At 64.6% G+C, this 25954-nt stretch carries 28 protein-coding genes; 11 read left to right on the top strand and 17 right to left on the bottom strand.

Annotated elements, in window-relative coordinates; all coding sequences use genetic code 11:
• Window positions 1-24: 24 nt before the first annotated feature.
• On the top strand, window positions 25-870 hold the full coding sequence (locus BK819_RS02350; protein WP_071327688.1) for a hypothetical protein: 846 nt from the start codon (window positions 25-27) through the stop codon (window positions 868-870).
• A gap of 7 nt (window positions 871-877) precedes the next feature.
• Here BK819_RS02350 and BK819_RS02345 read toward each other — a convergent pair whose 3' ends face one another.
• On the bottom strand, window positions 878-1315 hold the full coding sequence (locus tag BK819_RS02345; protein WP_071327687.1) for a hypothetical protein: 438 nt from the start codon (window positions 1313-1315) through the stop codon (window positions 878-880).
• A gap of 181 nt (window positions 1316-1496) precedes the next feature.
• Here BK819_RS02345 and BK819_RS02340 point away from each other — a divergent pair, with 181 nt between their 5' ends.
• Window positions 1497-2165, top strand: a complete 669-nt coding sequence (locus BK819_RS02340; RefSeq protein ID WP_083391620.1) for a phosphotransferase — start codon at window positions 1497-1499, stop codon at window positions 2163-2165.
• A 73-nt stretch (window positions 2166-2238) separates the two neighbouring features.
• The gene (locus tag BK819_RS02335; RefSeq protein ID WP_071327686.1) at window positions 2239-3255 is read left to right on the top strand and encodes an alpha/beta hydrolase; all 1017 of its coding nucleotides are present in this window, start codon (window positions 2239-2241) and stop codon (window positions 3253-3255) included.
• A 56-nt stretch (window positions 3256-3311) separates the two neighbouring features.
• Here the strand turns inward: BK819_RS02335 and BK819_RS02330 are convergent, their stop codons facing one another.
• The 4 genes from BK819_RS02330 to BK819_RS16300 form a co-directional block, all read right to left on the bottom strand.
• Window positions 3312-3896 carry a hypothetical protein gene (locus BK819_RS02330; protein WP_083391619.1) on the bottom strand — a complete coding sequence of 195 codons (585 nt, stop codon included), beginning with the start codon at window positions 3894-3896 and terminating at the stop codon, window positions 3312-3314.
• Window positions 3896-4471, bottom strand: a complete 576-nt coding sequence (locus BK819_RS02325; protein WP_071327685.1) for a helix-turn-helix transcriptional regulator — start codon at window positions 4469-4471, stop codon at window positions 3896-3898. The genes BK819_RS02330 and BK819_RS02325 overlap by 1 nt, the downstream gene beginning before the upstream one ends.
• A gap of 277 nt (window positions 4472-4748) precedes the next feature.
• Entirely contained in the window at window positions 4749-5768 is a 1020-nt protein-coding gene (locus tag BK819_RS16475) for a hypothetical protein (protein ID WP_143049228.1), read from the bottom strand.
• Entirely contained in the window at window positions 5761-6270 is a 510-nt protein-coding gene (locus tag BK819_RS16300; protein ID WP_083391618.1) for an ImmA/IrrE family metallo-endopeptidase, read from the bottom strand. The genes BK819_RS16475 and BK819_RS16300 overlap by 8 nt, the downstream gene beginning before the upstream one ends.
• Window positions 6271-7058: 788 nt before the next feature.
• Here BK819_RS16300 and BK819_RS02320 point away from each other — a divergent pair.
• The gene (locus BK819_RS02320; protein WP_029266269.1) at window positions 7059-7859 is read left to right on the top strand and encodes an abortive infection family protein; all 801 of its coding nucleotides are present in this window, start codon (window positions 7059-7061) and stop codon (window positions 7857-7859) included.
• 33 nt (window positions 7860-7892) lie between these two features.
• On the opposite strand, the gene BK819_RS02315 is transcribed toward BK819_RS02320, so the two are convergent.
• Window positions 7893-8117 (bottom strand): hypothetical protein, encoded by a 225-nt coding sequence (locus tag BK819_RS02315; RefSeq protein WP_029266267.1) that lies wholly within the window; start codon window positions 8115-8117, stop codon window positions 7893-7895.
• Between the two features lie 200 nt (window positions 8118-8317).
• Between BK819_RS02315 and BK819_RS16295 the strand changes: the two genes are divergently transcribed.
• The 7 genes from BK819_RS16295 (at window position 8318) to BK819_RS02285 (ending at window position 15688) form a co-directional block, all read left to right on the top strand.
• The gene (locus tag BK819_RS16295) at window positions 8318-9628 is read left to right on the top strand and encodes an adenine-specific methyltransferase EcoRI family protein (protein WP_083391617.1); all 1311 of its coding nucleotides are present in this window, start codon (window positions 8318-8320) and stop codon (window positions 9626-9628) included.
• Between the two features lie 1001 nt (window positions 9629-10629).
• Complete coding sequence (locus BK819_RS02305) at window positions 10630-11280, top strand: TlpA disulfide reductase family protein (protein ID WP_029266249.1); 651 nt, start codon at window positions 10630-10632, stop codon at window positions 11278-11280.
• A 16-nt stretch (window positions 11281-11296) separates the two neighbouring features.
• Entirely contained in the window at window positions 11297-12076 is a 780-nt protein-coding gene (locus BK819_RS02300; protein ID WP_029266247.1) for a cytochrome c biogenesis CcdA family protein, read from the top strand.
• Window positions 12077-12343: 267 nt separating this feature from the next.
• A complete protein-coding gene (locus tag BK819_RS16290; RefSeq protein ID WP_083391616.1) occupies window positions 12344-12703 on the top strand; it encodes a helix-turn-helix transcriptional regulator in 360 nt (119 codons plus the stop codon).
• Window positions 12700-14616 carry a cation-translocating P-type ATPase gene (locus BK819_RS02295; RefSeq protein WP_062635479.1) on the top strand — a complete coding sequence of 639 codons (1917 nt, stop codon included), beginning with the start codon at window positions 12700-12702 and terminating at the stop codon, window positions 14614-14616. Before BK819_RS16290 ends, BK819_RS02295 begins: the two co-directional genes overlap by 4 nt.
• Entirely contained in the window at window positions 14616-15224 is a 609-nt protein-coding gene (locus BK819_RS02290) for a cadmium resistance transporter (RefSeq protein ID WP_029266243.1), read from the top strand. Before BK819_RS02295 ends, BK819_RS02290 begins: the two co-directional genes overlap by 1 nt.
• A complete protein-coding gene (locus tag BK819_RS02285; RefSeq protein ID WP_231868230.1) occupies window positions 15221-15688 on the top strand; it encodes a signal peptidase II in 468 nt (155 codons plus the stop codon). Before BK819_RS02290 ends, BK819_RS02285 begins: the two co-directional genes overlap by 4 nt.
• Before the next feature lie 501 nt (window positions 15689-16189).
• Here BK819_RS02285 and BK819_RS02280 read toward each other — a convergent pair.
• The 11 genes from BK819_RS02280 to BK819_RS02245 form a co-directional block, all read right to left on the bottom strand.
• A complete protein-coding gene (locus tag BK819_RS02280) occupies window positions 16190-16852 on the bottom strand; it encodes a copper resistance CopC family protein (RefSeq protein WP_051667920.1) in 663 nt (220 codons plus the stop codon).
• Window positions 16849-18753: a cytochrome c oxidase assembly protein gene (locus tag BK819_RS02275; RefSeq protein ID WP_062635481.1), complete on the bottom strand. Its 1905-nt coding sequence runs from the start codon at window positions 18751-18753 to the stop codon at window positions 16849-16851. Before BK819_RS02275 ends, BK819_RS02280 begins: the two co-directional genes overlap by 4 nt.
• Window positions 18750-19253, bottom strand: coding sequence for a DUF3515 family protein (locus BK819_RS16285; protein WP_036331304.1), 504 nt, complete (start codon window positions 19251-19253; stop codon window positions 18750-18752). The genes BK819_RS02275 and BK819_RS16285 overlap by 4 nt, the downstream gene beginning before the upstream one ends.
• Window positions 19250-20773, bottom strand: a complete 1524-nt coding sequence (gene lnt, locus BK819_RS02270) for an apolipoprotein N-acyltransferase (protein WP_051667918.1) — start codon at window positions 20771-20773, stop codon at window positions 19250-19252. The genes BK819_RS16285 and lnt overlap by 4 nt, the downstream gene beginning before the upstream one ends.
• Before the next feature lie 70 nt (window positions 20774-20843).
• Window positions 20844-21794 carry a cytochrome c oxidase assembly protein gene (locus BK819_RS02265; protein WP_029266234.1) on the bottom strand — a complete coding sequence of 317 codons (951 nt, stop codon included), beginning with the start codon at window positions 21792-21794 and terminating at the stop codon, window positions 20844-20846.
• 25 nt (window positions 21795-21819) lie between these two features.
• Window positions 21820-22155, bottom strand: a complete 336-nt coding sequence (locus BK819_RS02260; RefSeq protein WP_029266233.1) for a DUF6804 family protein — start codon at window positions 22153-22155, stop codon at window positions 21820-21822.
• Window positions 22152-22661, bottom strand: coding sequence for a signal peptidase II (locus BK819_RS02255; RefSeq protein WP_231868231.1), 510 nt, complete (start codon window positions 22659-22661; stop codon window positions 22152-22154). Before BK819_RS02255 ends, BK819_RS02260 begins: the two co-directional genes overlap by 4 nt.
• A gap of 19 nt (window positions 22662-22680) precedes the next feature.
• On the bottom strand, window positions 22681-23373 hold the full coding sequence (locus tag BK819_RS16280; protein ID WP_029266231.1) for a copper resistance CopC family protein: 693 nt from the start codon (window positions 23371-23373) through the stop codon (window positions 22681-22683).
• Window positions 23366-24280, bottom strand: coding sequence for a cation diffusion facilitator family transporter (locus tag BK819_RS02250; protein WP_029266230.1), 915 nt, complete (start codon window positions 24278-24280; stop codon window positions 23366-23368). The genes BK819_RS16280 and BK819_RS02250 overlap by 8 nt, the downstream gene beginning before the upstream one ends.
• A 10-nt stretch (window positions 24281-24290) precedes the next feature.
• The gene (locus BK819_RS16275; protein ID WP_029266228.1) at window positions 24291-25280 is read right to left on the bottom strand and encodes an NAD(P)/FAD-dependent oxidoreductase; all 990 of its coding nucleotides are present in this window, start codon (window positions 25278-25280) and stop codon (window positions 24291-24293) included.
• Window positions 25280-25945, bottom strand: a complete 666-nt coding sequence (locus BK819_RS02245; protein WP_029266226.1) for a thioredoxin domain-containing protein — start codon at window positions 25943-25945, stop codon at window positions 25280-25282. The genes BK819_RS16275 and BK819_RS02245 overlap by 1 nt, the downstream gene beginning before the upstream one ends.
• Window positions 25946-25954 lie beyond the last annotated feature (9 nt).

Genomic DNA, 25954 nt, shown 5'->3' with positions numbered 1-25954 from the left:
GCCGACCGCGCGTATCGTGGGCGCATGACCGCTCCGACCCTCGATGACATCGCGGCGGCGCTGTACGCCGGGCCGCCCGAGGAGTTCACGACCGCCCGGAACGCACGGGCGAAAGGCCTCGACGACCGCGCGCTCGCCGCGGAGGTGAAGGCGCTGCGCAAGCCCGCGGTCGCCGCTTGGGTCGTCAACGTCTTCGCGCAGGAGCGCGCCGCCCAGCTCGGGGAGGCCCTGGCGCTCGCGGCGGAGCTGCGCGAGGCGCAGGAGGATTTGGATGCTGCGGCGCTGGCGAAGCTCGGCCGGGAACGGCGCGCGCTGACCCGGCGCCTTGCCGAGACCGCTGCCGACCTTGTGGGGTCCCGGGGTGAACGCGTCACGGCGGCGACGCGGGATGCGGTGGAGCAGACGATCTCCGCGGCGTTCTTCGACCCGGATGCGGCTGCCGCTGTCGCGTCGGGGCGTCTCGTGCGGGCGTTGGAGCCTTCGGGTAACGCGGACGACCTCCGGGAGGCGGTCGCCGGCACTTTCCCGACGCTGCGGCCGCAGGCCCGGCGTCCTCCGGACGAACTGCAGGAGCGTCGGAAGCGCCGGGATGCCGAGCGTCAGGTGGCGGCTGCGGAGAAGGATCTCGCGGCGGCGGAGCGGGCCCTCGCGAAGGAGGACGAGATGGTGCAGGTGCTGAGTGATCGCGCCGAGGAGCTGGCCGACGGCATCGCCGAGCTGGAGGCGCAGATCGAGACGCTGCATCGGGAAGCCGACCGCGTCGAGCGCGACCGTCCCGCCGCGGAGGAGCGGCGCACCGCGGCCGTGGCGAAGAAGGATGCCGCCGCCGAGGCCGTGCAGGCGGCGCGCGCAGCTCTCGCCGACCTCTGAGCGGGCCTCAGCCCCGGGCGGCGGCCCTCTCTTCGTCGGAGTTCGGTGTCCACCCGAACCAGCCGTCGTCGGACGGGATGACGCTCCAGTCTCCGCAGACGAAGACGGTCTTCGCCTCGTACGCGGCGGGCCCGTCGTCGAACATCAAGGTCGGCGCAGAGGTCCGCTCCGCCTTCACGCAGTCGTCCGGCAGTGTGGCCGAGCTCGTCAGCAGGAGGACGGCGTCGTCGGCGTCTTCGATGGTCGACGTCCGGAGCGTGAGCGCGGTCGCGTCGTCCGGGACCCAGTCCGCGTCGACCGGCGAGTCCGCGCGGAAGGCGCCGGCGTCGTCGAAGGTCCGGGTCGACTGCTTGTGCAGGAGATCGTCGACGGCGGCGCATCCACCGAGCAGCAGGGTGCCGCCGAGGAGCAGGGCGGCAGCGGGGAGGAGGTGTCGTCGTGTCATATCTCCACTCTGCTGGCGCGGCTCGCGGGCGGCGTCCGTCGGCGGAGGTATCCCGCGTCACCCGGGGGAGTGATCTCTGCCGAAGGCCTCTCCGATAGCCTCGGGGGATGCGGGAGGAAGTCCTCAAGGGCGGCAATGCGAGCGGACCCGTCGTGCGGGTCGGGGACACCGTCCGCAAGGCATGGACGGCCGCGACCTCGCACGTCATCGCCTACGTGCAGGCGATGCGGGACGGCGGAGTCGAGGCGCCGGAGCCGCTCGGCAGAGACGCGCAGGGGCGGCAGATCATCGAGTTCGTCCCCGGCACCCGGCGATGGACTCCGCACCGCTCTCCGCCGCCGAGCTCTGTCGCGTGGGCGAGATGGTCCGCCGCATCCATGACGTCTCGACGCGGTACGTCCCTGCTGCCGACGCGATCTGGGAACCACCCCTCTCGGCGCCTGCGCAGGAGCTCATCTGCCACAACGACCTGGCGCCGTGGAATCTGATGCTCGGCGAACGCTGGGTGTTCATCGACTGGGACGGCGCCTCCCCGAGCACCCGCTCGTGGGACCTCGCCTTCTCCGCGCAGACGTTCGCGCTTCCCGATGCGACCAGAGATCCGCAACGCTCCGCCGAAGACCTCGCGGCTTTCGTCGACGGATACGGTGCCGACGAGGAGCTGCGCGCGGTGCTCCCGGACATGATGCGCCGACGCACGCAGGCGATGCTCGACCTGCTGCGCTCGTCCGCGGAGGTGGGGCGCGAGCCGTGGGGGACCATGTACCGAACGGGTCACGGGGCGCACTGGGCGGCGGTGCTCGACTACGTCACCGCACATCGGGGTGTGTGGCAGCGCGCGCTGGGGTGAGGTTCCGCCGGTCTGGTTCTCCTAGGGTGATCGACATGAGTGACGACCTCGGCCGCGCAGTGATCGCGGATCTGTGCCGGATCCCGAACCCGAGTCGATCGACAGGACGGCGTACGTCGACCTCGGCGGTGTCTCCCAGTTCGTCTCGATCCGCGGTCGCAGCACACGGAACCCCGTGCTCGTCGTCTGCCACGGCGGTCCTGCCCTGCCGTCGCTGCCCTCGTCGTGGGTCTGGCAACGAGGTGTGGAGGACTACTTCACGGTCGTCAACTACGACCAGCGCGCAAGCGGCAAGTCCGCGGGCTCCGTGTCCGAGGACATGGACCTCAGCGTCGACCGGTACGTCGACGATCTCGTGGAGCTGATCGCGTGGCTCCAGCGGGAGCTCGGCGTGCAGAAGGTCGGGGTGCTCGGGCACAGCTGGGAGACGGTCCTCGGACTCACCCTCGCCCGGCGGCGTCCCGACCTGCTGTGGGCGTATATCGGCGTCGGCCAGGTCATCTCCGGTCCCGAGAACGAGGTGGAGAGCTTCCGCCACGCGATGCGGAGTGCCGTCGCGGATCGGAACGAGCAGGCGATCTCCGAGCTGCGGGCGCTCGGGGAGTACCCCGGTGAGGAGCCGTTGACCGTCGAACGCATCGTGACCTGCCGGAGATGGGCGCAGTACTACGGCGGCCTCTCGGCGTATCGCTCCGACTTCGCGTACTTCACCGAGTCGCAGGAGCTGTCCCCGTATTACACGGACGCCGACCTGAGCCTCATCGGTGTCGGGCAGCGGGCGACCATGCCCGCGGTGCTGCCGGCCCTGCTCGGCTTCGACGCCCGCGATCAGACGGCGTTCGAGGTGCCGATGCTCCAGTTCCTCGGACGGCACGACTGGACGACCCCCGCCGGGCCGGTCGTCCGCTGGCTGGAGACCGTGACGGCACCGTCGACGCACGTCGTGTGGTTCGAGAACTCCGCGCACCTGTGCATGTTCGAGGAGCCCGGGAAGTTCCTGGTGAGTCTCGTGACCCACGCGCTGCCGCACGCGGTCGCCGCGGGCGACGCGAGGAAGGATGGCTCGGCGGACTCACCTGTGTCGGCGTGAGTCTGCGCGTCGCCTCCTCCCGTTCTCCCCTCTCTCCACCCCGCTCTGTTATCGCGTCAGAGATGGATGGGACCGGGGGAGGGAACCGCTGTCGGCAGGCCGGCATCGAGGATCCGCTCGACGATGCCGATAGCGCGGTCGCTGAGGCCGTCGCCCGGGTAGAAGTCCTCGTAGTGAGCCTCCGCCGCCTCCAATGTGGTGATGCCGCAGAGGCTGAGCAACTGACGGATGTCGTCCACGTCGCGTCCTGGCCGGTTGGCGCGGAGCTTCATGGCGAGAAGCGCGTCCTTCGAGGCGACCTGGATGATGACGCCGTCTCGGTCGTAGATCGTCTCCCACTCGACAGCTCGACGGCCGAACGTCGGCACGGAATCAGCGTGCTCTACAGCGAAGTTGAACCAGCCGACGCTCCACCCTCGTCGGTCCCCGACGCGCGAGGCCGCGGCGAGAACGGCTTCGTCACTTCCAGGGTTGATGTGAAGGGAATCGAGGTCTCCGGTGGCCCGGCGGTCGAAGTACCTGATGACGAGCGCAGCGCCACCGACAAGTCGGATGCCTGCGACTTCGCCAGCGGCATGAAGCTCGCCGACCAGGTCGCGGATGCCGGCGATGATGTCGTCGCGGTTCAGTGCGTCAGCCATCAGACGCTCGTCAGTGTGTCTTGCCAGACAAGGACACCACGCTCGAAGAATTCCGTGGGCACGTCGTCGGGCGCCGGGATCGGATCCGCCGGATCGACGTCCAGGGTACGGGGAACCTGGACCCGCCTGTTCGGGGCGTCGACCCACGCCGGAGTGGGGAGCCCCTCCTCGCGGAGGCGAAGATCCACGAGGGCTGCCAGGGCGGCGTCCCAGACGCGGTCGCCGGTCGGCTCGGGTTCCGCGAGACCGAGGACCCCGCGTACGAGGCCGTGCTCGGCGTTGAGGTTGTCGCTCAGCTGGATGAACTCGCGAAGTGCGCTGTGCTTGTCACCCGCTCGCAGGTACCCGCGGATCGCCGCCGCGATGGTTGCCGCGTCGTCCCGTCGCGTCGGTGCGGAGTACAAGCGGTAGCCGGCGCCACGGAGGAAGCGCTCGACTGTGCTGAACTCAGCCTCCCGGCCACCTTCCACCCGAGATACTCGGCCTTGGTCGACGTTGGTTCGCTCGGCGAGATCCTTCTGCGTGAGGCCGCTGCTCTTCCGCGCAGCGCGCACGAGCACTGATGCGTTGGTCATGTCGCCTCCCGTAGAAATGTCTTCTGAGCCATATTCTATGTCGGCGGGGATCGGGATGTGACGCCTCGGATCCGGGAAGCCGCGCCCCGTTCGTTCCAGGGCAAAGCAAAACCCCCGCCATGCAGAAGCTAGGCGAGGGTTTCTGGGCTGATTGCTCGGCTGAAAACGGGGGTGCTCGTTGGTCGATGCTTGCCCAGTGTCTCCGTGGCGCCCTTACCGTTGGTCGCGACTGCTTGAGCGCGTATGTTCAGTGGAGCTAGATACAGCAACCGAGGCGTCAGGGATTCGGGTCTGGCTCCATGCCCAGAATTTTTCGCACGTCGGCTAGCAATTCGTCGATTGACGAGTTTGGGACTCCTTCCGGCGCTGATTCGTCAACCGATTCATACCCGTCGACGGCGGTCGTAGGCTCCGTGGTGTTCACTTGAGTGCCTGACGGTGGAGCCTTGAACTCCGGGTGCAGCGCGTTCGCAAGATAGATGTGGGAGGGCCACCCATCGCTCTTTACGCATTCACGACAGAGTGTTAGCGCAACATGAGGTTCGACGCCCTGGTTCTCCAAACCGGCAAGCGCCTTGTTTACCCCTTCGTTGATCTTTCGGTCGATGGCGAACAGCGGGTACTCTCGGCCATTCCACACACCCTTCAAGGCGTGAGAGCCGCGAAACACAAGGTCAGCCAACGGGTGTCTTGTATCGGACACGCCCTCCGATGTGCTCACCGCAGCGAGCGCCCACACGACCTCCACTGCAAGGGTGAAGTAGCGCTCGTTACACATTGAAAACACCCGAAATCCAGTGTCGACAGACGGCCCAAAATAGTCGAACCGGTATCGTGATTCATCGCGTTCCAGCAGGGCTTGCTCGTTGAGATCAAGAACATCAGCGTCGGAGTCTTCCGACGAAGGATTGATGGGGATCGAAGACTCGCTGTCGGGACTAGGAAACGTTGCGACGAACGCCCCTCCTTTAGTGGCTAAGCTTTCGCCGAAGAGCGAGCTTTCCTCGTACCGGTTCATGGCGTCGATCCAGCAACGAACAGCGTGATAGATCTCGCTTTCGCTCGACACTCGTGCCGTGAAGATTAGCTCATCGCCAACCGCTTTCCATAACCTTAGGGGCACTTCAAGGTCAGTGCACTGATCGGTGATGTCGGCCAGCACCTGTGGGAACTCGCGATAGAAGCTCAGAAATGTCTTACGCCACAGGTCCTTGTTCTTTTGCTTGTACTGAGTTGACCCAACGATGTCGACAGATAGGAAAAGAACTGAGTGGGTCTCAAGCTGGGCCTCAGGCAAGGTCTAGAACCTCAGCACGAACACGGGCCGCCGCTGGAGAAACGTCGAAGCGTCGCGCCAGTGCCCACTCGTCCCCGCCGACTTCCTCGTGGGCGACACGGAACTGTTCTGCGGGCATCAGTAGCGCCGCGGCAAAGATGTTCGCCTCGGTCTCGGCCCGGCCTCGTCCCCCGCGATGGAAGACGGCTTCCCCGGTCGCCCGCGGCATTCTGTGATGCAGAAATAGGTGGCCGAGTTCGTGGGCCACGGTGAAGCGATCACGCCGGGCAGACGTTAGGCGCGGAAGGAAGATCTCGAATGTCCCGTCCGCGTGAGCGATTGAGGACTCGTCGCCCCACGGGTTCGGATCAAATGAGATTTTTCCGTTGACTCGCTCGAGGAGGGCGTCAAGGTTGGCCCGACCACTGGCATCATGCACGTCCGCCAGTGCGCTCAACGATTGAGCCAGCTGATTTATGGCGGCATTTGAGAGGTTTGCCGGCGGCGTAAGAGAGGTGCCCACACGCGGATTCTACCCCGAACCCAGGACATTACGCGGATGACAGGGCCTGCGCGGCCGAGGAGCGCCGCCCCCGTAGCAAAGCGAGGACCAGGCTGCGGTCAGTGAAGGGCGCGTCGCCAGGCCGCCGCGTTGCCTTGCGTCGGATGCACCAGATATCCGACCATCCATCTCGGAGCATCCGGAGCGAGAGCGGATCGAAACCGTTCTCGCTCCACGCCTGTGAACGTACTTCTTCGCTGCGAACGCTCGGCGCCGGCCAGTCCCGCGGGCTCAAGCGCCGCGGCAGATCATCGCCTAGTGGGTCACCCCGGTAGCCGTCAACACCAGGGCAAAGCAAAACCCCCGCCATGTAGAAGCTAGGCGAGGGTTTCTGGGCTGATTGTAATGATCAGCCTTGTGGCTCCGACCGGCATCGATCCGGTGACCTTTCGAGTAAGAGTTTCGCCCTATCAGGGGTTTCTGCGGACTTGCGGGTGCTTTGAACAGTCCTGATCGCGCCTGCTTTCGGTTGCCAGCGAGTGCCGCGAGCTGGCGGTGAATCTGCGGAATAGATGCGGGGTTCTGGACATTCGGTAGCGTCTGCTCCGTGTCGATGGTCGCGCTTTATTCTTTGGCCACGAACCGATCGCGGTCCTCGTCCAGGCGCGGGGTCGCCCACGGCACCGTTTCCGCGAGCGACGCGAACCGCTCGGTGGGGTCGTCCGGCGTCGTGGGCATGCCCTCACGGTACTCGTGTCTCGCCTGCGCGAGGACTCCGGTGTTGTCTCCGCGGCCGCCAAGATGGAAGCATGACGTTCCCGCTCAACGACGAGATCGCCGCCGCCTTCGCGCAGTTCTTCTTCGGCGGCGGTAGCGGGCCGAGCCACTCCACGCTGTCACGACTCTTCGCGGGCGCCGGATACGTCGACGCTGATCCCTACGACTTGAACACGCAGGCACCGAACAAGCAGCAGCGCGTCCTCGCGGTGTTCCGAGCGGCCGAGCGGCGGCCCGCGGGCGCGCTCGTTGACGGGATGCTCAACGCGCTCCGGCTCGACGGCGCGTTTGGAAAGTATGCCGACGACAAGCACGTCGCTGACCTGCACGCGGCGGTGACCCACGCCGGCTGGGCGCTCTCGGCGTACGGACGGCTCGAGTACGCGGGCGACATCCACCTCGAGACCGGCGGTCGCGCCGCGCTCGATGAACAGCTCGAGCGGCTGCGGCGGAACATCGACGACCCGGCGGCGCTGCTCGGCGGGGCGAAGGAGCTGCTCGAAGCCGTCGCGAAGTTCGTCCTCGAGGAGGGCAACCGCCTGCCGGAGCGCGCCGACTTCCCGGCGCTGGTGGCGCTCTCGTTCGAGAAGCTGGGGCTTCGCCCGGCGGTCGTCGACGACTCGGTCCCGGGCGCGAAGCAGGTCCCCTCGATCTACCAGTCGGCGAAGACCGTAGCATTCACCGTCAACGAGCTGCGGAATCTGCAGGGCACCGGCCACGGCCGGACGCTCCTCACCGGAGTGACTGCTGAGGCGGCGCGCTACGTCATCCGCGAGGTTGTACACGTCGCCGACCTGATGTTGTCGACGCACGACCGCCAGATGGGGCGGTAGGCAGGCGCGGCCGTCGGAGGCCTTCGGGCGCGGCTAAGCCACGTCGCTCAGTAACTGATTCACCCGGCTCCGGCTGACGCCGAGCGCCTCCTGGAGCTCCTTGATGGGCGTGCCAGCTGCGCGAAGCGCCTTGCACACCGCCGCTCGCTTGGCGAGCAGCTCGGCGTGCTCGGCCTCGTTCGCCTGCAGACGTGCGACGATGTCCACTGCCTCTTTCAGCAGGGTCACCCGTGTCTCGGCGCGCTCGACGGCGGTCATGCGAACACTGTATAGCCATATGCACATATCTGTACAACCTGCTGTACAGATATGTGCAATGAGCATTACACTGAGTGGATGCCCCAGCCCAGCTCGCGCCGCGCCATCAAGGCGCAGTCGGACCCCCGCCGTATCGTCGCAACTATGACGCGGTCAATCTCTTGCGCGAAATCGCACCTCGAGCTCGACGGGGCAGGCCGATGACGCTCATCACTGCCGCGAATGGCAATCTGTCAGCGGCGAGGGGGGCCAAGAAGGACGAGTTCTACACCCAGCTGGTTGACATCGAGAAGGAGCTCAGTCACTACCGGAAACACTTCGCCGGCAAGGTCGTCTACCTCAACTGCGACGACCCAAGGGTCAGCAACTTCTTCCGTTACTTCTCCGAGAACTTTGAGGCGCTGGGCCTGAAGCGACTCATCGCCACGTGCTACCAGAGCGAGGATCCGGGCCAGTTCAGCCGGGGCGACTCCTCGCGCGCTGTCTGGCTCGAGTACGACGGCGACAAGAACGGCAACCGCGTGCCGGACGCCAACGAGATCGGCGTGCGTCCTCTCAAGGGCGATGGCGACTTCCGGAGCGCCGAGAGCGTCGAGCTGCTGCGCCAAGCGGACATCGTCGTCACGAACCCGCCATTCTCGCTGTTCCGCGAGTTCGTCGCCCAGCTCGTCGAGCACGACAAGCAGTTCATCATCCTCGGGAACATGAACGCGCTCACCTACAAGGAGATATTCCCGCTCTTCCAGAACAACCAGATGTGGTACGGCCCGAGCATCCGCAGCGGCGACCGCGAGTTTCGCGTGCCAGCCGACTACCCGCTTGAGGCTGCAGGGACCCGGGTTGATGCGGAGGGAAACCGATACATTCGCGTCAAGGGCGTTCGTTGGTTCACCAACCTCGACTATGACGAGCGGCACCGAGACCTCGAACTGACTAAGCGATACCGCGAGGCCGACTATCCGCGCTACGCGAACTTCGACGCAATCAACGGCTTTAAGAACACTCGCGGAGAGCAACTGGCCGTGGCGGAAGTCGGTAGGTGGAAGATCCGCTGGAGGCCGCTGGTGGTCGGAAGGCTTCGAGCGATCCTCGCTCGCTCGGACGTCCAGGGCGCCTGGCTGACTACCTGGCTGGAGCAGCCGTGGTTACTCGACGAGTTCGAGGCTGCGCTCGGTCTCGACGGGCTGATGCCTCATCGCGCAGATCATCCCTCGGTGGATACTCGCGAGGGTAAGACGATCATCGACCAACGCTTTGACCAGAGCATCGCATTCGACTCGAACTCCGAGTGGTGGTGGAAGCGTCGGGCCGCTGAACTGCTTCTTGACCGTGTGCAGCCGGCGCGATTCGCATGGATCGACGATGAAATCGGGAACGTGGGCATCAAGGCCGACCCATGGGGACCGCAACAGAATCATCAGCGCCTGCTCCTGCGGACAAGGTCCTTGCCGGGGCTCCTGCCGCGCGATCTGCAGCGGGTCGAAAGCTGGCTGAATGAGGACGCTCCCTAATAGCGCCTTTGCCGAGGCCAGTAGCCAGTCGTGCCGCTGAGGATGCGGGGCAAAGGTGGCGCTGTCATTCGGGCGGTCAAGGTCTGCTGACTCGCGGGACGTCAGCCGCCCCGAATGCTCGGTCCGGGAGATGTGGTTGGGTGCCGCCGTAGCGCTCGTAAACACGTGCAGCGTATGCCTAACGCTCATTGTGGCCGCGTGCATGTTCCACGCGGCGCGTAGCGACGTCGCGGCCCATCAACCAGGATTCCGCAAAGGGGTGTTGCCCAACGGCTCAGGCGACTGAGCACCGCCGCTGGAGCCTGAATTGAGCTCCGCCCCTGGAACGGTCCGTACGTTTCGCTCTCAACCCCGAAAAATGGGGCTTCGCGCCGATAGTTCGGATAACTGTGAATATCGGCGGTTAGAAACACACCCCTTGAAGTGAGATGGGGCTGAGCACGAGCTTAACTGTCGGAACCGCGTTGAAGTGGCACAACCCCGCTTTGCGTGCCACGCCTGGCATTGCTGACAGCATGTGTCACCCATGCTCGGTGGCCACGCCGTTGTGCGATTCAGCCAAAACTGTTCACTTGTCGTTTCCGTGCGTATTGGGTTCGGCAGAGGGTTGCGGTGGGTTTTCGTCAGCGTGTCGTACGCTGCAGCAGTGCGCCCAGGTGACTGCCGAAGACGATCGTTTTCGGCGGGAGATGGACCCCGGAGCCTAGACCGAGGAATACCCTGAATATTGTTCGCGATGCTGCGCGGGTACTCGCTGCGGGAGCCGCGTGGCTCGGATGGGTATCCCCGGTTCTCGGGACCGTCATGTATATGTGGGGCGGGGCGCCATTCCATACCGGCGCGGTGAGTGAGCTGCGGGCGCGCACGCCCGGGCCTGTCGTCAGGATCGTCGCCTGTGCGACGCGGTCGCAGAGCGCGGCGTCATCGGGTCCGGTCAGTGGTTGTGCCGGGCGTCCTGGGCTTCGGGGTCACGCATAGGAACGCCCCGTAAATTGAAAACTGTGCCACTCGCCCCAACGGTCAATGCAACTCGTCCCGGTGGTTCTTGCCGCAACCGTGCTTCTCTCCGTGCGGTCGGAGCCGCGCTGGCCGCGGTCTTCATCGTCGGCCTGAGCGCCTGCGCGCCCGATCCGGTCAGTGAATCGTTTCTCAGCGGAGAAAACACGGGCTTTGTCTCCGGCGACGGTGCGATCGTAGAGATCCCTGAGGCTGACCGTGGAGACCCTGTCGACTTCGGCGGCATCACAGAGACCGGCGAGAAGCTTGACAGCGCTGACCTTGCAGGCGAGGTTGTGGTCGTTAATTTCTGGTACGCCGGGTGTGCACCCTGCCGTGTCGAGGCGGCCGACTTGGAGAGCGTCTGGCAGGAATACAAAGGGAACGGCGTCTCGTTTGTCGGGATCAACACCCGTGATCAGGCCGATACCGCCGCCGCATTCGCCAACGAGTTCGGTGTCACCTATCCGAGCCTGATCGATGCCGACACGGCGGAGGCCAAGCTCGCCTTCGCCAAAGTCGTTCCGATCGCCGCCACCCCGACCACTCTGGTGCTCGACAAGCAGGGCCGTGTTGCCGCGCGCATTATCGGTCCGATCGAGGGTACCTCAATCCTGTCCACACTCGTCGAGGACGCCCTCGCGGAGTCGTCGTGACGATCTCGGCGACGCTATGAATCCCGAAGCGATCATCGGATCCGGCGCGCTCTGGCTCGCAATCCCTCTCGCCATGCTCGCCGGACTCGTGTCGTTCCTGTCCCCATGCGTGCTCCCTCTCGTCCCGGGCTACCTCGGCTTCCTCGGGGGAACGGCCGCTCCGCGAGGCGCTGCGTCTCGCGGAGCTCGCTCAACAACCGGGGATGCCGGATCGCCGTCGCGAGGACGGCTACTGTTCGGAGTGCTGCTGTTCATCTTCGGGTTCAGCATCGTCTTCGTGTTCATCACGGCACTCAGCGGCACGGTGGGCGTCTTCCTGCTGCAGTGGGGTGACCTGATCACACGGATCCTCGGTGTGATCATCATCATGATGGGGCTCGTGTTCCTCGGCTTCTTCGGCTTCGCCCAACGTGAGCTGCGCTTTCACATCGATTCCAAGTACGGCATTGTCGGTGCCCCGCTCCTGGGCATCGCGCTGGGCATTGGCTGGGCACCCTGCATGGGCCCGACCCTCGCCGCCATCGTGGCGATCTCTTTCAACGCCGGCGATCCCGTGCGTGCCAGCTTCCTCGGGCTCGCGTACTCCCTGGGCCTCGGTATCCCGTTCCTGCTCGTCGCTCTCGGATTCGGATGGGCGACGAAGACAATCGGGTTCCTCCGCCGACACATCCGCGTCGTGAACGCCATCGGCGGGGTGCTGCTCCTCGCGCTGGGCGCCTTGATGGTAAGCGGAATCTGGACCGACATCATGTCCCGGCTGACGGCGGTGATGGGCACCGTCATCCTTCCGCTCTAAGACTGGCGAGGCAGCGGACAGTGAAGCGGTGAGTTCCGAGGAGAGCCTCTCGATGGCCGCCGATGCCTGCAGCCCCGATCGGTTTGGTGCAGACGATGTCAACGGCGGGATCCTGCGGTTGCAGTCATCGGGGATCGACTGGCGACCCACAACGGTCGTGGCGCCACCGAGTAGGGAATGAGATGGAAGCTTGTTCGCGCATCGCCCGCGGGGTGGGGAGTGGGCAGCCCATTAGCGATTGGTCATCCACTGCTGTACAGTCAGTGTGTGCTGACTATTACTTCCCGTATCGACGTGATGAACCGGCTTGGCCGGGCGATGGCAGATCCCACGCGCTCACGGATCTTGATGACTCTGCTCGAAGGACCCAGTTATCCTGCAGTGCTTTCGCGGGACCTGGTCCTTACCCGTTCAAACGTTTCGAACCACCTGACATGCCTACGCGATTGTGGCATCGTGGTCGCCGAGCCTGAAGGTCGCCAGACCCGCTACGAGATCGCCGACCCGCATCTTGCAGCGGCCCTCGTCGCGCTCGTCGATGTGACGCTGGCTGTCGACGCGCATGCGCCGTGCGTGGATTCAGCGTGCATGGTGGTTGGTTGCTGCGCGACGGGAGTGGACGCGTGAGCGCGGCGTGCGGCTGCGAGCACGAGCCCTCTAGTACTGCTGACGAAGAATCCGACGCGGTCGAGCAGCCCTGGTGGCGAGACCGCGGGATCATGGTGCCTGTTTTCTCCGGCATAGCGTTCCTGGTCGGACTGATTCTCGAGTGGTCGGGTCAGGAGATCCCGGCGCTGGTACTGTTCTGGATCGGCCTACTGCTGGGTGCGTCGACGTTCACGCCCGGTGCGATTCGGAAGCTCTTCAAGGGCAAACTCGGCATCGGGCTGCTGATGACAATCAGCGCCATCGGAGCAGTCGTCCTCGGCTACGTGGAGGAGGCCGCGGCCCTGGCGTTCTTGTACTCCATCGCTGAGGCACTCGAGGACAAGGCGATGGACCGCGCCCGCGGCGGGCTGCGTGCACTGCTCAAGCTCGTACCGGAGACAGCGACCGTCTTGCAGGGCGGCACTGCCGTGCACGTCCAGGCGAGAGAGTTGATGGTCGGTCAGGTCATGGTTGTCCGACCGGGCGAGAGGATCGCGACCGACGGGATCGTCCGCTCCGGTCGCTCCAGCCTGGACACATCGGCTATCACTGGCGAATCGATCCCGGTCGAGGTCGAGCCCGGCGATGTGGTCTCGGCCGGCGCGATCAACAGTGTCGGTGCACTGGAGGTCGAGACAACTGCGGCCGGCAGCGACAACTCGCTCACCACGATCGTTGAGCTGGTGGAGAAGGCGCAGACGGAGAAGGGTGAGCGTGCTCGTCTAGCCGACAAGATCGCCCGACCGCTGGTGCCAGGCGTTCTGATCCTCGCGGCGCTCGTCGCGATCATCGGTTCGGTGCTGGGCGATCCTGAGGTGTGGATCACCCGCGCGCTTGTGGTACTCGTTGCGGCGTCTCCGTGTGCGCTCGCGATCTCGGTACCGCTGACGGTCGTCGCCGCGATCGGTGCGGCGAGCAAGTTCGGTGTAATCATCAAGTCCGGTGCTGTTTTCGAGCGCTTCGGTACGGTCCGCCACGTTGCCGTCGACAAGACCGGCACACTCACCCGCAACGAACCGGCAGTCACCGCCGTCCTCACCGCGAACGGCGTGACGGAGGCTCAGGCCCTGGCGTGGGCGGCAGCGTTAGAGCAGCACAGCACGCATCCTCTGGCTGCCGCGATCACCGCAGCGGCCCCGGGTACTCTGGCGGCTGCCGATGTGACCGAGCAGCCCGGGCACGGCATCGACGGCACCGTTGACGGATCGAGAATCACCGTCGGCAGCCCCCGCTGGCTGGACGCCGACGACCTGACGGACCGGGTGGCGGGGCTCGAGGAGCAGGGCATGACCGTCGTGATCGTGCACCGTGACGGGTCCCCGGTCGCCGCGATCGGCGTTCGCGACGAGCTGCGTCCCGAAGTCCCCGACGTGGTCCGGACGCTGACAAGACAGGGCATCGGCGTGACGATGCTCACCGGCGACAACACCCGCACCGCTCGTGCACTGGCTGCGCAGGCCGGCATCACTGACGTGCGAGCCGAGATGCGCCCCGAAGACAAGGCGGCCGCGATCGGTGAGCTGTCGAAGGCAGGGGCGGTCGCGATGATCGGCGACGGCATCAACGACGCTCCGGCCCTCGCTGGCGCGGACATCGGTATCGCGATGGGCGCGACCGGCTCCGACGCGGCGATCGAATCCGCGGACGTCGCGTTCACCGGCCATGATCTCCGCCTCATCCCACGGGCGTTCGATCACGCCCGCCGAGGGCGACGGATCATCAACCAGAACATCATCCTGTCGCTGCTGATCATCACGGCACTGCTCCCGCTCGCACTCTTCGGAGTGCTGGGGCTCGCGGCCGTCGTCCTGGTCCACGAGGTCGCGGAGGTCATCGTGATCCTCAACGGGCTGCGAGCCGCCCGCGCACACACTCCGCGGCTGGAAAGCTGATGCTCGCAACCATCGGATCAGCGATCGGCTTGTTCGCAGCGACCAACATCGACGACATCGTCGTGCTCACCGTGCTGTTCCTCGCCTCAAGCCGGGGGAAGCCCCGGCCCTGGCAGATCGTCGCTGGCCAGTACCTCGGGTTCATCGCCCTCGTCGTGATCAGCGTGATCGCCGCGCTCGGCCTCACGATCGTCCCGGACGAATGGGTCGGTTTCCTCGGCCTGATCCCGCTCGGCATCGGTATCTGGACGCTTGTCGCCGGCCTGCGCCGCAACGGCGATGACGATGACGACGACGCCAAGATCACCGCGGTTGGAATGTGGGGTGTTGCGGGGATCACGATTGCCAATGGGGCGGACAATATCTCTTTGTACACGCCGATCTTCCGCACCACCGCACCCGGCGACGTCGCCGTCATGATCGTCGTGTTCCTCGTTCTCGTCGCCGTCTGGTGCGCCGCTGGACGGCTGATCGGCACCAACAAGGCTGTCACTGAGGGGCTGGAACGCGTCGAGCACTGGCTCGTCCCGGCCGTGTTCATCGGTCTGGGTCTGTTCATCCTGATCGAATCCGGCGTCATCGTTCGTCTGATTGAGGTCCTCGCATGACGTCGCCCGAGGCAGAAGCTCGCCCGTCCGCTCCGCGGAAATTGTCGCCGGCACAGCGCTGGCAACTCACTGGCGGAGCGCTGCTGATCGCCGCGGTTGTTGTTCTGATCGATCAGGGAACGAAAATGTGGGCGGAAGCAAGCCTCACCGAACGCGAGCGCATCCCCCTGATCGGGCGGCCTGGCTGGTTGCAACTTGCTTACAACCCCGGAGCGGCATTCTCCTTCGGGGAGGGCTACACCTGGGTCTTCGCGCTACTCGCCGTCGCCGCCACCATCGCAGCGATCGTATTCGCACTCCGAGTTCAGCGCCCAGGTTGGGCGATCATCGTCGGCGCGCTCGGCGGAGCTGCAGCATCACACGCAGGCGATCGTCTCTTTCGGGGCCTGGATTCGCCCGCGGACATGTCGTGGACTTCCTCGCCTATGGGAACTGGTTCATCGGGAACATCGCCGACATCGTGATCTTCGCAGCGGCGATCGCGGCGCACTCCTAGTCTCGGCGACCTTCTGCGGCAGCGACTGGACCAGCCCTCCGACGCGCGTGACCTCCGCGGCTTTGGCCGCTTCGTTGCTTTTGACTCGTTGGAAATCGTCCCAACCGAGATAGGACGCCGCGTACGGGGCGGACACGCCGGAGGTGATGCCGAAGCTGGCGAGAGCAACGGCGCTGAGGGCGCGATGTCCGAGCGCCCCGCGCCGGCTGATGCGCAGCTTCCAGAAGGAGTCGCGTTCAGCGGGGGTGGGCGCGCACCCGCAGTCCTCGGATGATGCAGCTGCTTCGTTCGCGATGTGGGCGTTCACGCTTTCCCTTCTTTCAGTCGCATGGATAACGTGTTCGCGCGTCCATCGTCTCCTGGGGGGCTGCCGCTTCCGTGGCACCTCGCCACATGTGACTGATTCGCGCTGGGTATGGTCGGCGCGTAACTGCGTCGTCGCTGCGACCCGATGGCCGGGGTCCGTACATCAGTCATGGCGCTGATCCTTCTTTCGGCGCAACTGTCGTGCGACGAGAGCTGTGGCGATGACGCCAACTCCGACCACGCCTACGGCGATGATGAGGGGAATCGCGATGGCTGTGGTTTCGTCCTGGGGTGGGGATGTCGGTGCCGACGACGGCTCTGAGTTTTCCGTTTCACCGCTCGTTGTGGGGGTAGGCGACGGAGTCGACTTACCGGGTTGAGCGCGGGACTCTTCATTTCCGCATGCTGGTTTGTCCCACCCGAATTCGGGGTCCACGCCTGTCGGTGCGTAGGTGAACGTGTAGCTCTCGGAGATGGGGTGCCCATCGCTGGAGACCGCGTTCCAGAGGACGGTGTAGACACCAGGTTTTCCGAGTCTCACCGGAGTGGTGAGGACGTTGCGGTCGATAGTCGAGCACGCGCTCTCGTAGTACAGACCATCGGGGCCTTGGACCTGCGCGAAGCTGGCCTGGCTGAAGTCGATGAGCTCTCCGCTGAAGGTGAGGGCGACGGCGTCGAGCTGTGTCACCGTCTCTTCCGGCGCGGGTACCGCGTCGAGGAGGTTATCGTGCGCCATGGCCGCGGGTGCGGGGGCGACGATGATGCTCAAGGCAATCAGGGTCATGATGCTGCCGGCGAGCCAGGTCGGGCGTCGGGTCGAGGTCACCGCGATGCGTCCTTTCGGGAGGTGTGCGTGGGGAGGGTAACTGAGTTTGTGCGCTGGGGGCGCAGCACCGAGGCTGCGATCAGGGCCGCGAGCAAAGCCGCGATTCCGACGATGATGATTCCTCCGACGCGCTGGTCCTGGAGCGGGGTGGATCCCCAGCTCCGTCCCATGGCGCCGAACCACTCGGCGACGATGAGGTCTGTTCGGGTGATGGTGGCGATGCCGATGAACACCGTCGTCAGAGTCAGAGTGATGAGTGCGGTGAAGGTCCACCGCCGAGATCGCCCGGGAGCGGGCACGGCGCCATTGCGCCGGAAGAGCGAACTGACGAAGAGGCACCCGATAACGAGGAGGTGCGTGATCATCCATTCGCTTCCGAGTTGGTCGTAAAGCGACCATCGGAAGAGGTCCGAGTATGTGATCAGCCACATCGTGGCGGTGAACAGTATGGCGGTGATGATGGGGTTGAGCGCCAGCCGAATTGTTCGGCTGGCGGCAACCCACAGAAGCCATTCGAGAGCTCCGCGGCTGTCGTCGTCCCGAGGATGTATGACGGTGAGTGCGAGCACGAGGGGCGCAGCGGAAACGAGAAGTACCGGTATGACGAGGCCGAGAAGTGCGAAAGAGAGGAAACGCATACTGATCAGAGGTTCGTCGTACACAGCGAGCGGGCCACTGGTGGTCCACACGAGCGCGCCCATCCCGATCACCCAGCCGATGGTGCGCCGCATCGGCCAAGGCTGCCCGAGACGTCTCATGCGCTCCACCCCGGCAAGGTAGAAGAACACCGCGAAACCTCCCACAATCACCCACAGCAGATCAATGCTCCACGCCGTGAACCATCGCTCCGTCGTGAATTCTGGCGGGACTGGGGCGTCGGTGAGGATCTCCGCGGCCGTGGTCTGAGGAATCGTGATCGTGTCCGCGGGTGCGGCTGTTCGGGCAAGGGCCGCGGCGGCGCCGCTTGCGATACCCATGAATGCCAGCTCGACGCACACGAACATCCAGAAGGTGTTGCGGCCCTCGCCCGCTTTTGCGATGAGTCGACCGCGGTAGGCGGCTCCGAGGATGCCCATCACCACCAGCGCGAGGATCTTTGCGAGCAGGATCAGCCCATACGGCGTGACGAGGTCGTCCCATCGTCCGAGGGCAGTGAGCGCCCGGGCATACCCCGATACGGCGACGACGACGAAGGCGATGAGTGCCAACGTCGAGTACCGTCGGAGTATGTCCTCGAGGGTGGACGATGGAAGGCCCGGACGGATCACGATGAGCAATGTGAGCCCGCCGAGCCACACCGCCGCCGAAACGATATGCAGGGTGAGAGACATGACTGCCGCGTCGTGGTTGGCCAGTTCCCCGGAGTGCCCCTGAGTGGACATCGGAATCAGGCTGATGATCGCGAGCATCGTTGTGACGAGCACGGCACCGTAGCCGCGCACCGCGAATGCGAGCACGGTCACGACCGACGCGAAGATGGCGGTGATGAGCCAAGATCTTCCAAGCTCGGTGTCGAGGAGGAAACGGCCCAGTTGTGCGCCGAACTCTGCCTCCAGGCTCACCTTCGGGTTGAACGAGGACAGGAAGGTGAGGAAGGTGACCGTCCCGCTCGCGACGGTAAGAATTGCGGCACCCGCCGAGGCAAGATTGAGCGCGGTGAGGAAGGGCTTCGTGCCGGATGCGAGAGCGAACAGAGCGAACACGAGTGGTCCTACCATTGCAGCGCCAGAGAGGTTGACGAGTAGTTTCGCGACCGGGAGGCCCCAGCGAACCACCGCGCCGGGGTCGCTGGTCAGCCTCGGTGCAGCTCCTCCGCCGATCACCAGCCCGATGACGACGGCGACGATTGCAGAGACGACGAAAATCGTCAGCCCGGCGACGCGGAGAATAGGAGGCGTCACGGTGTCGCTCCCTCCGTCGAAGAGGTTTCTTCGTCAGGGTCTTTCGTGATCGGTTCTGTGCACGCATCGTTCTTCGGAAGCTGCTGAATCGCTCCGGCAAGTGCTTGGAGAACGGCGTCGGCCGACAACGTCGTCGTGTCCACATACACTTGCGCTGCGGGCTCCCGCCCGTAGGTCGTCAACCGTAGATTTGGTGTCTCCGCTTCGTCCACGATCCAATCGACGCCCCCCAAACTCACACATTGCAGCGTGGTGGGAGCCGGTGAGTCCAGCCCGCAGGTGAGCAGCACGCTGGTGGGACTTCCCCATGCGCCAGTGGCTTGCGCGTCCGTCCACACCCGCGCCTGATCACCGATAGAGTCGGGTAGCCGGGCCGTGACCTCCGCGCACAACGGATCGTTCGCTTTCGGAGCCGCCTCGAGATGCACGGTGGGAGCGCACCCGCTGAGCAGAAGCAGCGCGCCGAACGCCGCACCAAGCGAGAGCGATTTTGTCTTCACAGCGTGTTCCCTTCGTGAAAACGGAAATCCTCGCCCGCTCGCTGCTGACGAGTAGCGGTGGTGACGAGCAGCATCAATACGGTTCCCATGCTCAACGCCCACCCGATCCACGGCATAAGAACCACCGCTGGCGTGGTCCCGGTATAGAGGGGCACTTCGGTGACGTTTGCGCCTTGCGTGTTCACCGCGAGCTCTGCAAGTGGGGTCCCATCAGGGCGGATGACCTGGCTCGTGCCGGTCGTCGACACGTTCACGATGCTTCTTCCGGTTTCGATGGCGCGCATACGCGCAATAGCGAGCTGCTGGAGGTTCTCATCTGTGCCTCTGAAGTCGGCGTTGTTCGTCTGGAACACGTACAGTTGTGCGCCCTTCGCCGCGCTGTCCTCAATGACGTTGTCGTAGATGACGTCGAAACAGATCGCCAGACCGACGGGAACACCGCCGACGTTCACGAGGGGCGTGTTTGAGCCAGGCGTGTACTCGCGCTGAATGAGTCCGATGAGGTCAGGAGCGATGGCCTCGTAGAACCAACGGTCCGGGACGTATTCGCCGAAAGGCACGGGGTTGGCTTTGTCGTGGATCTGCTGCGGTCCGGCGCTCGTCCACAGGATCGACGTATTGAAAGTATCGTCGCCGCGCACGGTCGCCGCATTCACCAACACCGGAGCGCCGGCGTCTGCTACGAGTCGGTCAAGCCGGTCGGTGACGTCTGCATCCTGGAAAGGATCCGCGTCGACTGCGCCTTCTGGCCAGACGAGAAGATCCATCCCCCGACCGAGGAGAGGAGCTGTCGCCCCTTCCTGAGCCCGCATGATGTCGCCGGGTGCTTTGGTGTCGAAGTAGCCGCTTGGTCCGTTTCCTTGCACCCATCCGACACGTATGGCACCTGCCTGCGTAGTGGGGAACAGGGGGGCGAGCGCGGTGGCAGTGAGAGCGAGAACTGCGACTGCTCCCGGTCGCCGTCGTCGATGAGCGAGTGCGTCCAAGCTGCTCGCGCAGATGAGGACCGTCAGGAAGGAGAGCCCGGTAGTTCCCACCCAGGAGGCGGCTTCCGCGAACGGGCTTTGAGTAAGGGTGAATCCGATCCGCGCCCAGGGGAACCCCGTGTAAGGGAAAGTTCCCATCACGGTTTCGCGCAGCACCCACACGCCTGCGATGAGCGCAGGCGTGATCATGGAATATCCGCACCGCGAGCGGCTGGTCATCACCCTATATGCGAGCGCAATCAGCATCCCACCGGCACCAAAGAGCAGCGATTCCAGTCCGGCCAACGCCACCCAGGGGATGGGGCCGAGAAATCGTGAGACCCAGACGAGGTGGGTGAAATAGAACGCGGCCCCGTAGACGAGGGCAACCAAGAACGCCGCGGGTAGCGAACGCCCGCGCAGTGTCCACAGGCCGATCGTCACACTCGCAAAGGCCACGGGCCACCAGCCGAGCTCCGGGTACGCAAGATCCAGCGCGGCGCCGGCGATAGCGGACGCGACTATCGCAACGGGCAACGGTACTGCCGTCGACATGGTGCGTGGATCGAACCCGATGTGACGACTACACCTCCTGCGGGAGGCGATTGGGCGCCTCACGACTGCATCAACGTTGAGGGTCATCAGAGTTCAGTTTGCTGAGGTAGGAGTTATACGCGTCGAGCTCTGAGTTCCCATGCAGATCGACGTACCGGTCTGCAGCAGCAGCAGCGGCCGTGTCGCTGCGGAACCAGCGGTGCATCACGTACACCAGCATCAGCACCGTGGGCGCTTCGCCATACGACCAAGCCAGCGCGCCGGCAAGCTGTTGATCTTCGAGGGGGTCGACGCCCAGGGCCTCCGTGGGTGCGACGAACGAACCGACCAGGATCGTGCTGGCCATCATGAGAAACACTCCGAAAAACGCGTGGAGTGCGGCTTCGGCGAACACATCGAGTGCCCGCGCTCCGTGACCCAACCTCACCGGGAGTGGATCCGAAGACAGGATCGGAATGGTGAACAGCACGCCGGCGAGGAGGAACGCCAACTCGAGCATGACGTGGCCGGCAGGCAGGGCGAGGATGACGTCCGCCGAGCCCGCGAGGTAGAGGCCGTAGAAGGCGAACAGGTAGAGGGGAACCGTGCACCACGGGCTGAGCAACCACCTGGCGGCGCGACTCCGAAGACCGGTATGCGCTGCCGTGAGGATCATCCGGCCGGCTCCACGGTGCGGTGTCGCTCGGAGGAGAAGAGTGCCCGGCGAGCCCAGAACCAGCAACGGCGGCACCGTCATCATCAGGGTCAGCTGCTGGAACATGAACACAGAGACAAGGACTTCTCCGTACGCCTCTACCCCAAGGCCAGTGACTGCCGCCAGGAGAACACATCCGAGAAGAAAGCTGACGGTCCGCCAGACGGACCAGCGCCGACCATGCATCCATAGGCGGACCGCTCCGACGAGATAGAGGGCCGCAAGGACTCCGGCGATGACGGGCAACACAGGAATGGTCAGATCCGCCGGCGCGAGCAAGGACTGCAGCGTTGGCGGAGTGTCGGGGATCGCGCCGCTCACAAGCATGGTGTTGACGCGAGGTTCCCGCAGATCATTTCCGGATCACCTTGATCGTCGCCCCCGCCGCCAGGAAGACCACAGCGGCGACGGGCTGAGCTATCTCCCACACGACACCGGAGAAGGGGAAGGGCATCACCGGATTCCAGAGCACAGCCACCGCGACGAAGATCGGTACCCACCACCAATGACGGGCCTGCACGGCGAACCATGCGATGATCAGCCCGAAAATCGACGCAACAAACAGGACGAGTGGCGCCCAGCCCGCCTGGACGAGCAAAGGCGCGAGAAACAGGATGGCGGCAGCGACGAGGCTGGGGGCGAGAGCATTGCGCTGATAGGTGGAGGGAACACGTTGTTTGGGGCTCATGGGCGGGCCATCTCTTCGGCTGGTGCGGGATCTGTGGATTCGGGGCGAGAAGGCGAGGAGTGTCGGCGACTGGCGCGCAGACCCGCGATCACAAGGAACACGGCGCCGATACCCAGGGCGACATCGGCCAGATTTCCGATGAAGAGGTTTCCGTAGGCGAGGAAGTCGGTGACGTGTCCGATTCCGAACGACGGGGGAGAGAAGAGGCGATCGATGAGGTTGCCGATCGCGCCTCCCACGATGAAACCGAAGCCGACTGCTGACCATGCGTTTTGGGTTCGCGTAGCGGCTCCCACGAGCAGAGTGGTCGCGATGACGCCGACGACAGTGATGACCCAGGTCGCATCTTCGCCCAACGAGAAGATCGCCCCCGGGTTGAACGCCAATTGAAGACCGAGCCAATCGCCGACCAGGGGTATGCGCTGATCCTGGCTCAATGAGCTCAGAGCGAGGGCCTTGGTTCCCTGATCGACCAAAGTGACGATCGCGGCGATGATCAACACCACGGCGAACCTTCGTGCCCGGTCACGCATCGTGACCCCCCTCCCCAGCCGCCGTATCTCTAGAAGCCTGGGCACGGTCTTGCTGGTGGCGCCGGCGTCCGGCCAGAATCACTCCGACGACGCCGAACCCGAGAATCACTGCCAGGCCGCCGACGAAGAACACGGGCAGCATCTCGGACTCTGCTCCGCCTGATGGTGTGCCACCGTATGTCTGCCTGGCAGGAGCGGGCTCTGGCTCCTCCGTAGTGTTGTCGGATTCTTCCGGGCTGGGACTGGGATTGGGGCTCGGCGTTGCGGGTGGCGCGGTTTTCGTACTCGGTCCGGGCTGTCCGACGGTGTACGAGAACTGCCCGCTGATCGGATGCCCGTCCCCAGAGACTGTCTTCCAGCGCACTGTGAACAGACCATCGGCGGCTTCCGGGGAGAGATGCTGAGTGATCGATTGACCGCTCACCGTCGGCGAATCGACAGCAACGTCTTCTCCGCCTTCATCAAGGACCTCGATGATCGTCGTGCCGGCCTCGTTGTTGAGGGTTCCCGTGAACATCAGTGAGATCTCATCAGGCGAGCCGCTGATGGTCGAGTCGGCAACGGGGTACGACGAGTCGAAGTTGTCGTCAGCGACAGCGACCGTCGGGGTGGCGACGACGACTGCTCCTGACAACAGCACGGCGGATAAGACAATGGCGGTGCGTCTGGGGAGGTTCTTATGCATGGGTGTCGTGCTCTCCGGGATGCGATTCGGGTTCGATCTGGAAAGTGGAGTGCTCGATGCTGACGGCGAAGTGCTCGCTGACGCACTCCTGAAGAGTTGTCAGCAACGCCGCGGAGGTCTCCATGGTGACGGTGTCGTCGACCACGACGTGGGCACTGAGGGTGGGGAGGTCCGTTGAGACCTGAGTCGCGTGCAGATCATGCACCGCGACCACGTGCGGAAGGGCAAGGATGTGGCGGCGGACATCGTCCAGATCGAGACCCGGGGGTGTCGATTCCAACAGCACACGTCCGGATGCTCGCAACAGGATGAGCGTGCGAGGGATGATGAGCAGGGCGATCAAGATACCGGCGACGGCATCGGCCTGATACCAGCCGAAAGCGGCGATGAGGATCGCGCTGGCGATCACGCCTACGGAGCCGAGGGCGTCGTTGACGACCTCGAGGAATGCGGCGCGCATGTTGAGATTGCGTCCGCGGCCGCTGAACAGGACGAGCATGGATGCGATGTTGGCGACCAGGCCGACGATACCGAAGAACAGCAGGCTTCCTGACGCGATCTCTGGGGGTTCGAAGAGCCGCCGTATACCTTCGACGAGCGCGAAGATGCCGACCCCGAGGAGCAGCGCTGCTTGGGCGAGTGCTCCGAGAACCTCGGTCCTTTGCAGGCCAAAGGTGTACTTGGGGGTGGGAGGGCGATTCATGAGATGCGCCGCGGTGACGGCCATAGCCAACCCGGTGACATCGGTGAGCATGTGCGCCGCATCGACGAGTAGTGCGAGGCTGCCGGTGATGATCGCCCCGATCACCTCGATGACGAAGACCGAGGAGGTGATCGCGAAAGCGATGATCAGACGATTGCGGGGAGTGGCGTCACCCACTCCGTGCGAGTGCCCTGCTTCTGTCATGGTGATCCTTTCAGGGGCGGTCGATGATGTTGGGGGCGACGATGGCAGCATCACTCCATGCCCCCGGAATCGTGTCTGCGCCGGTTCGGGAGTACTTCGGGATGCCGACCGTGAACAGTCCGGGAATATGCGTGTTGGCTTGTGTCCGAGCACCGGTGGGTTCCGGGGCGGGTAGCCACTTGTCGCCGGGTTCGTAGCCGGTAGCGAGGATCATGGAGTGCGGCTGCATCGTCGACTCATCGGCAAATGTCACGACGGCTCCGTCGGCCTCCACGACGGGGGGCGCGTGGCTCACGCCGGCCAGAGCGGTGGGCGCGGGGCCGGAACGAATCGAGTGGTTGCGGCGCAGCCTCGGCCAGATGGACCATCGCGCTGACGGCCGCGGTCGTTCTGTTCGGGTGGATAGAGTGACATCTCGCGAGTGAGCGAGTTCTTCGGCGATCTGTACGCCGCTGAACCCTCCGCCGACCACCAACACGGTCCCCGAAGGGATCTGGCCCGGGTGTAGGTACTGACTGGAATGTAGAACCGTTCCGGGTGCCGACAGATTCTGGCGCCAGGTAGGGACTCGGGGCACTGCCGCAGATCCTGTGGCACAGACAACGTTTCGCGTTTGCACGTCCCCGATGGACGTCGAAAGGTGCAACGTGGATCCGTCTCCGCGGCGTTCCACCTCGAGAGCGCGAACGCCCCAGAGAGGTTTCACGCCGAGCGTCTTCTCTACAGAAGCCAGGTAGTCGCTCATCTCGCGACCGCCTGGATGACGGCGATTGTCCCCGGGAAAGGGGAACCCGGGGAGAGTGCTGTTGCGAGCATCGCTGAGAAGCCTCATCGAGTGCCAACGGGTTGCCCAGCTTCGTTGACCGGTCGGCGCGGAATCGATGATGACGAAGTCTTTCTGTGCCTCCAGCCCATAGGACGACAGCGCGGACGCCATCGCCAATCCAGATTGGCCGGCCCCGACGATAATCGCTCGGCGATGCGATAACGAACGCACCATCACTGCGTCCCGTTCACCGCAGCTTCGATGCCGTCCTCGAGGTCCGTCCACTTCTCCAATACGACCTGCTCCCCGTCGATGAAGAACGTCGGAGTGCTGCTGACGCCGAGTCGCTCGCCCTCATCAACGTCGAACTCCACTCGTTGTGCGGTCGCCGGATCCGCGACCGCTTCATCGAAAGCAGCCATATCCAACCCGAGCTCCACAGCGAAACCCCGGAACAGGTTCGCACGCGACTCCTGAGCCTCACCCCACTGGGCCTGTGTTTGGAACAAGCGGTGGTACATGTCTTCCAGCCGTCCCTGCTGGGCCGCCGCTTCTGCCGCGATCGCAGCGTTCTTCGAGTTGAAGTGGCCAGGCAACGGGAAATACCGGATGACGTAGGTGATCTCCCCATCAAACTTCTCACGAAGGTCCTCGACCAGCGGGTAGAAGGCGCCACACGCCTCGCACTCAAAATCGAGGAACTCGACCACGGTGACCGCTGCGTCGCCGCCATCGTCGAGCACATGTGAATTCTCTCGCACCACCTGAGGGCCGTCGTTGCCTTCTGTCTCGGGCGCGGAGGCCCGATTCTCACTGAGAAGGACGTACACCAGCGCGACGACAAGGAGGACAACGACGAGACCCACCGTGACGAGGATCGCCTTTTGAGACGCTTTCATTTCTCTCCA

Origin of the sequence: Microbacterium sp. LCT-H2 (assembly GCF_001866135.1) — a bacterium.
GTDB lineage: Bacteria > Actinomycetota > Actinomycetes > Actinomycetales > Microbacteriaceae > Microbacterium.
The sequence above is the reverse complement of the archived record's forward strand: the minus strand, read 5'-3'. Positions and strand labels throughout refer to the sequence as shown.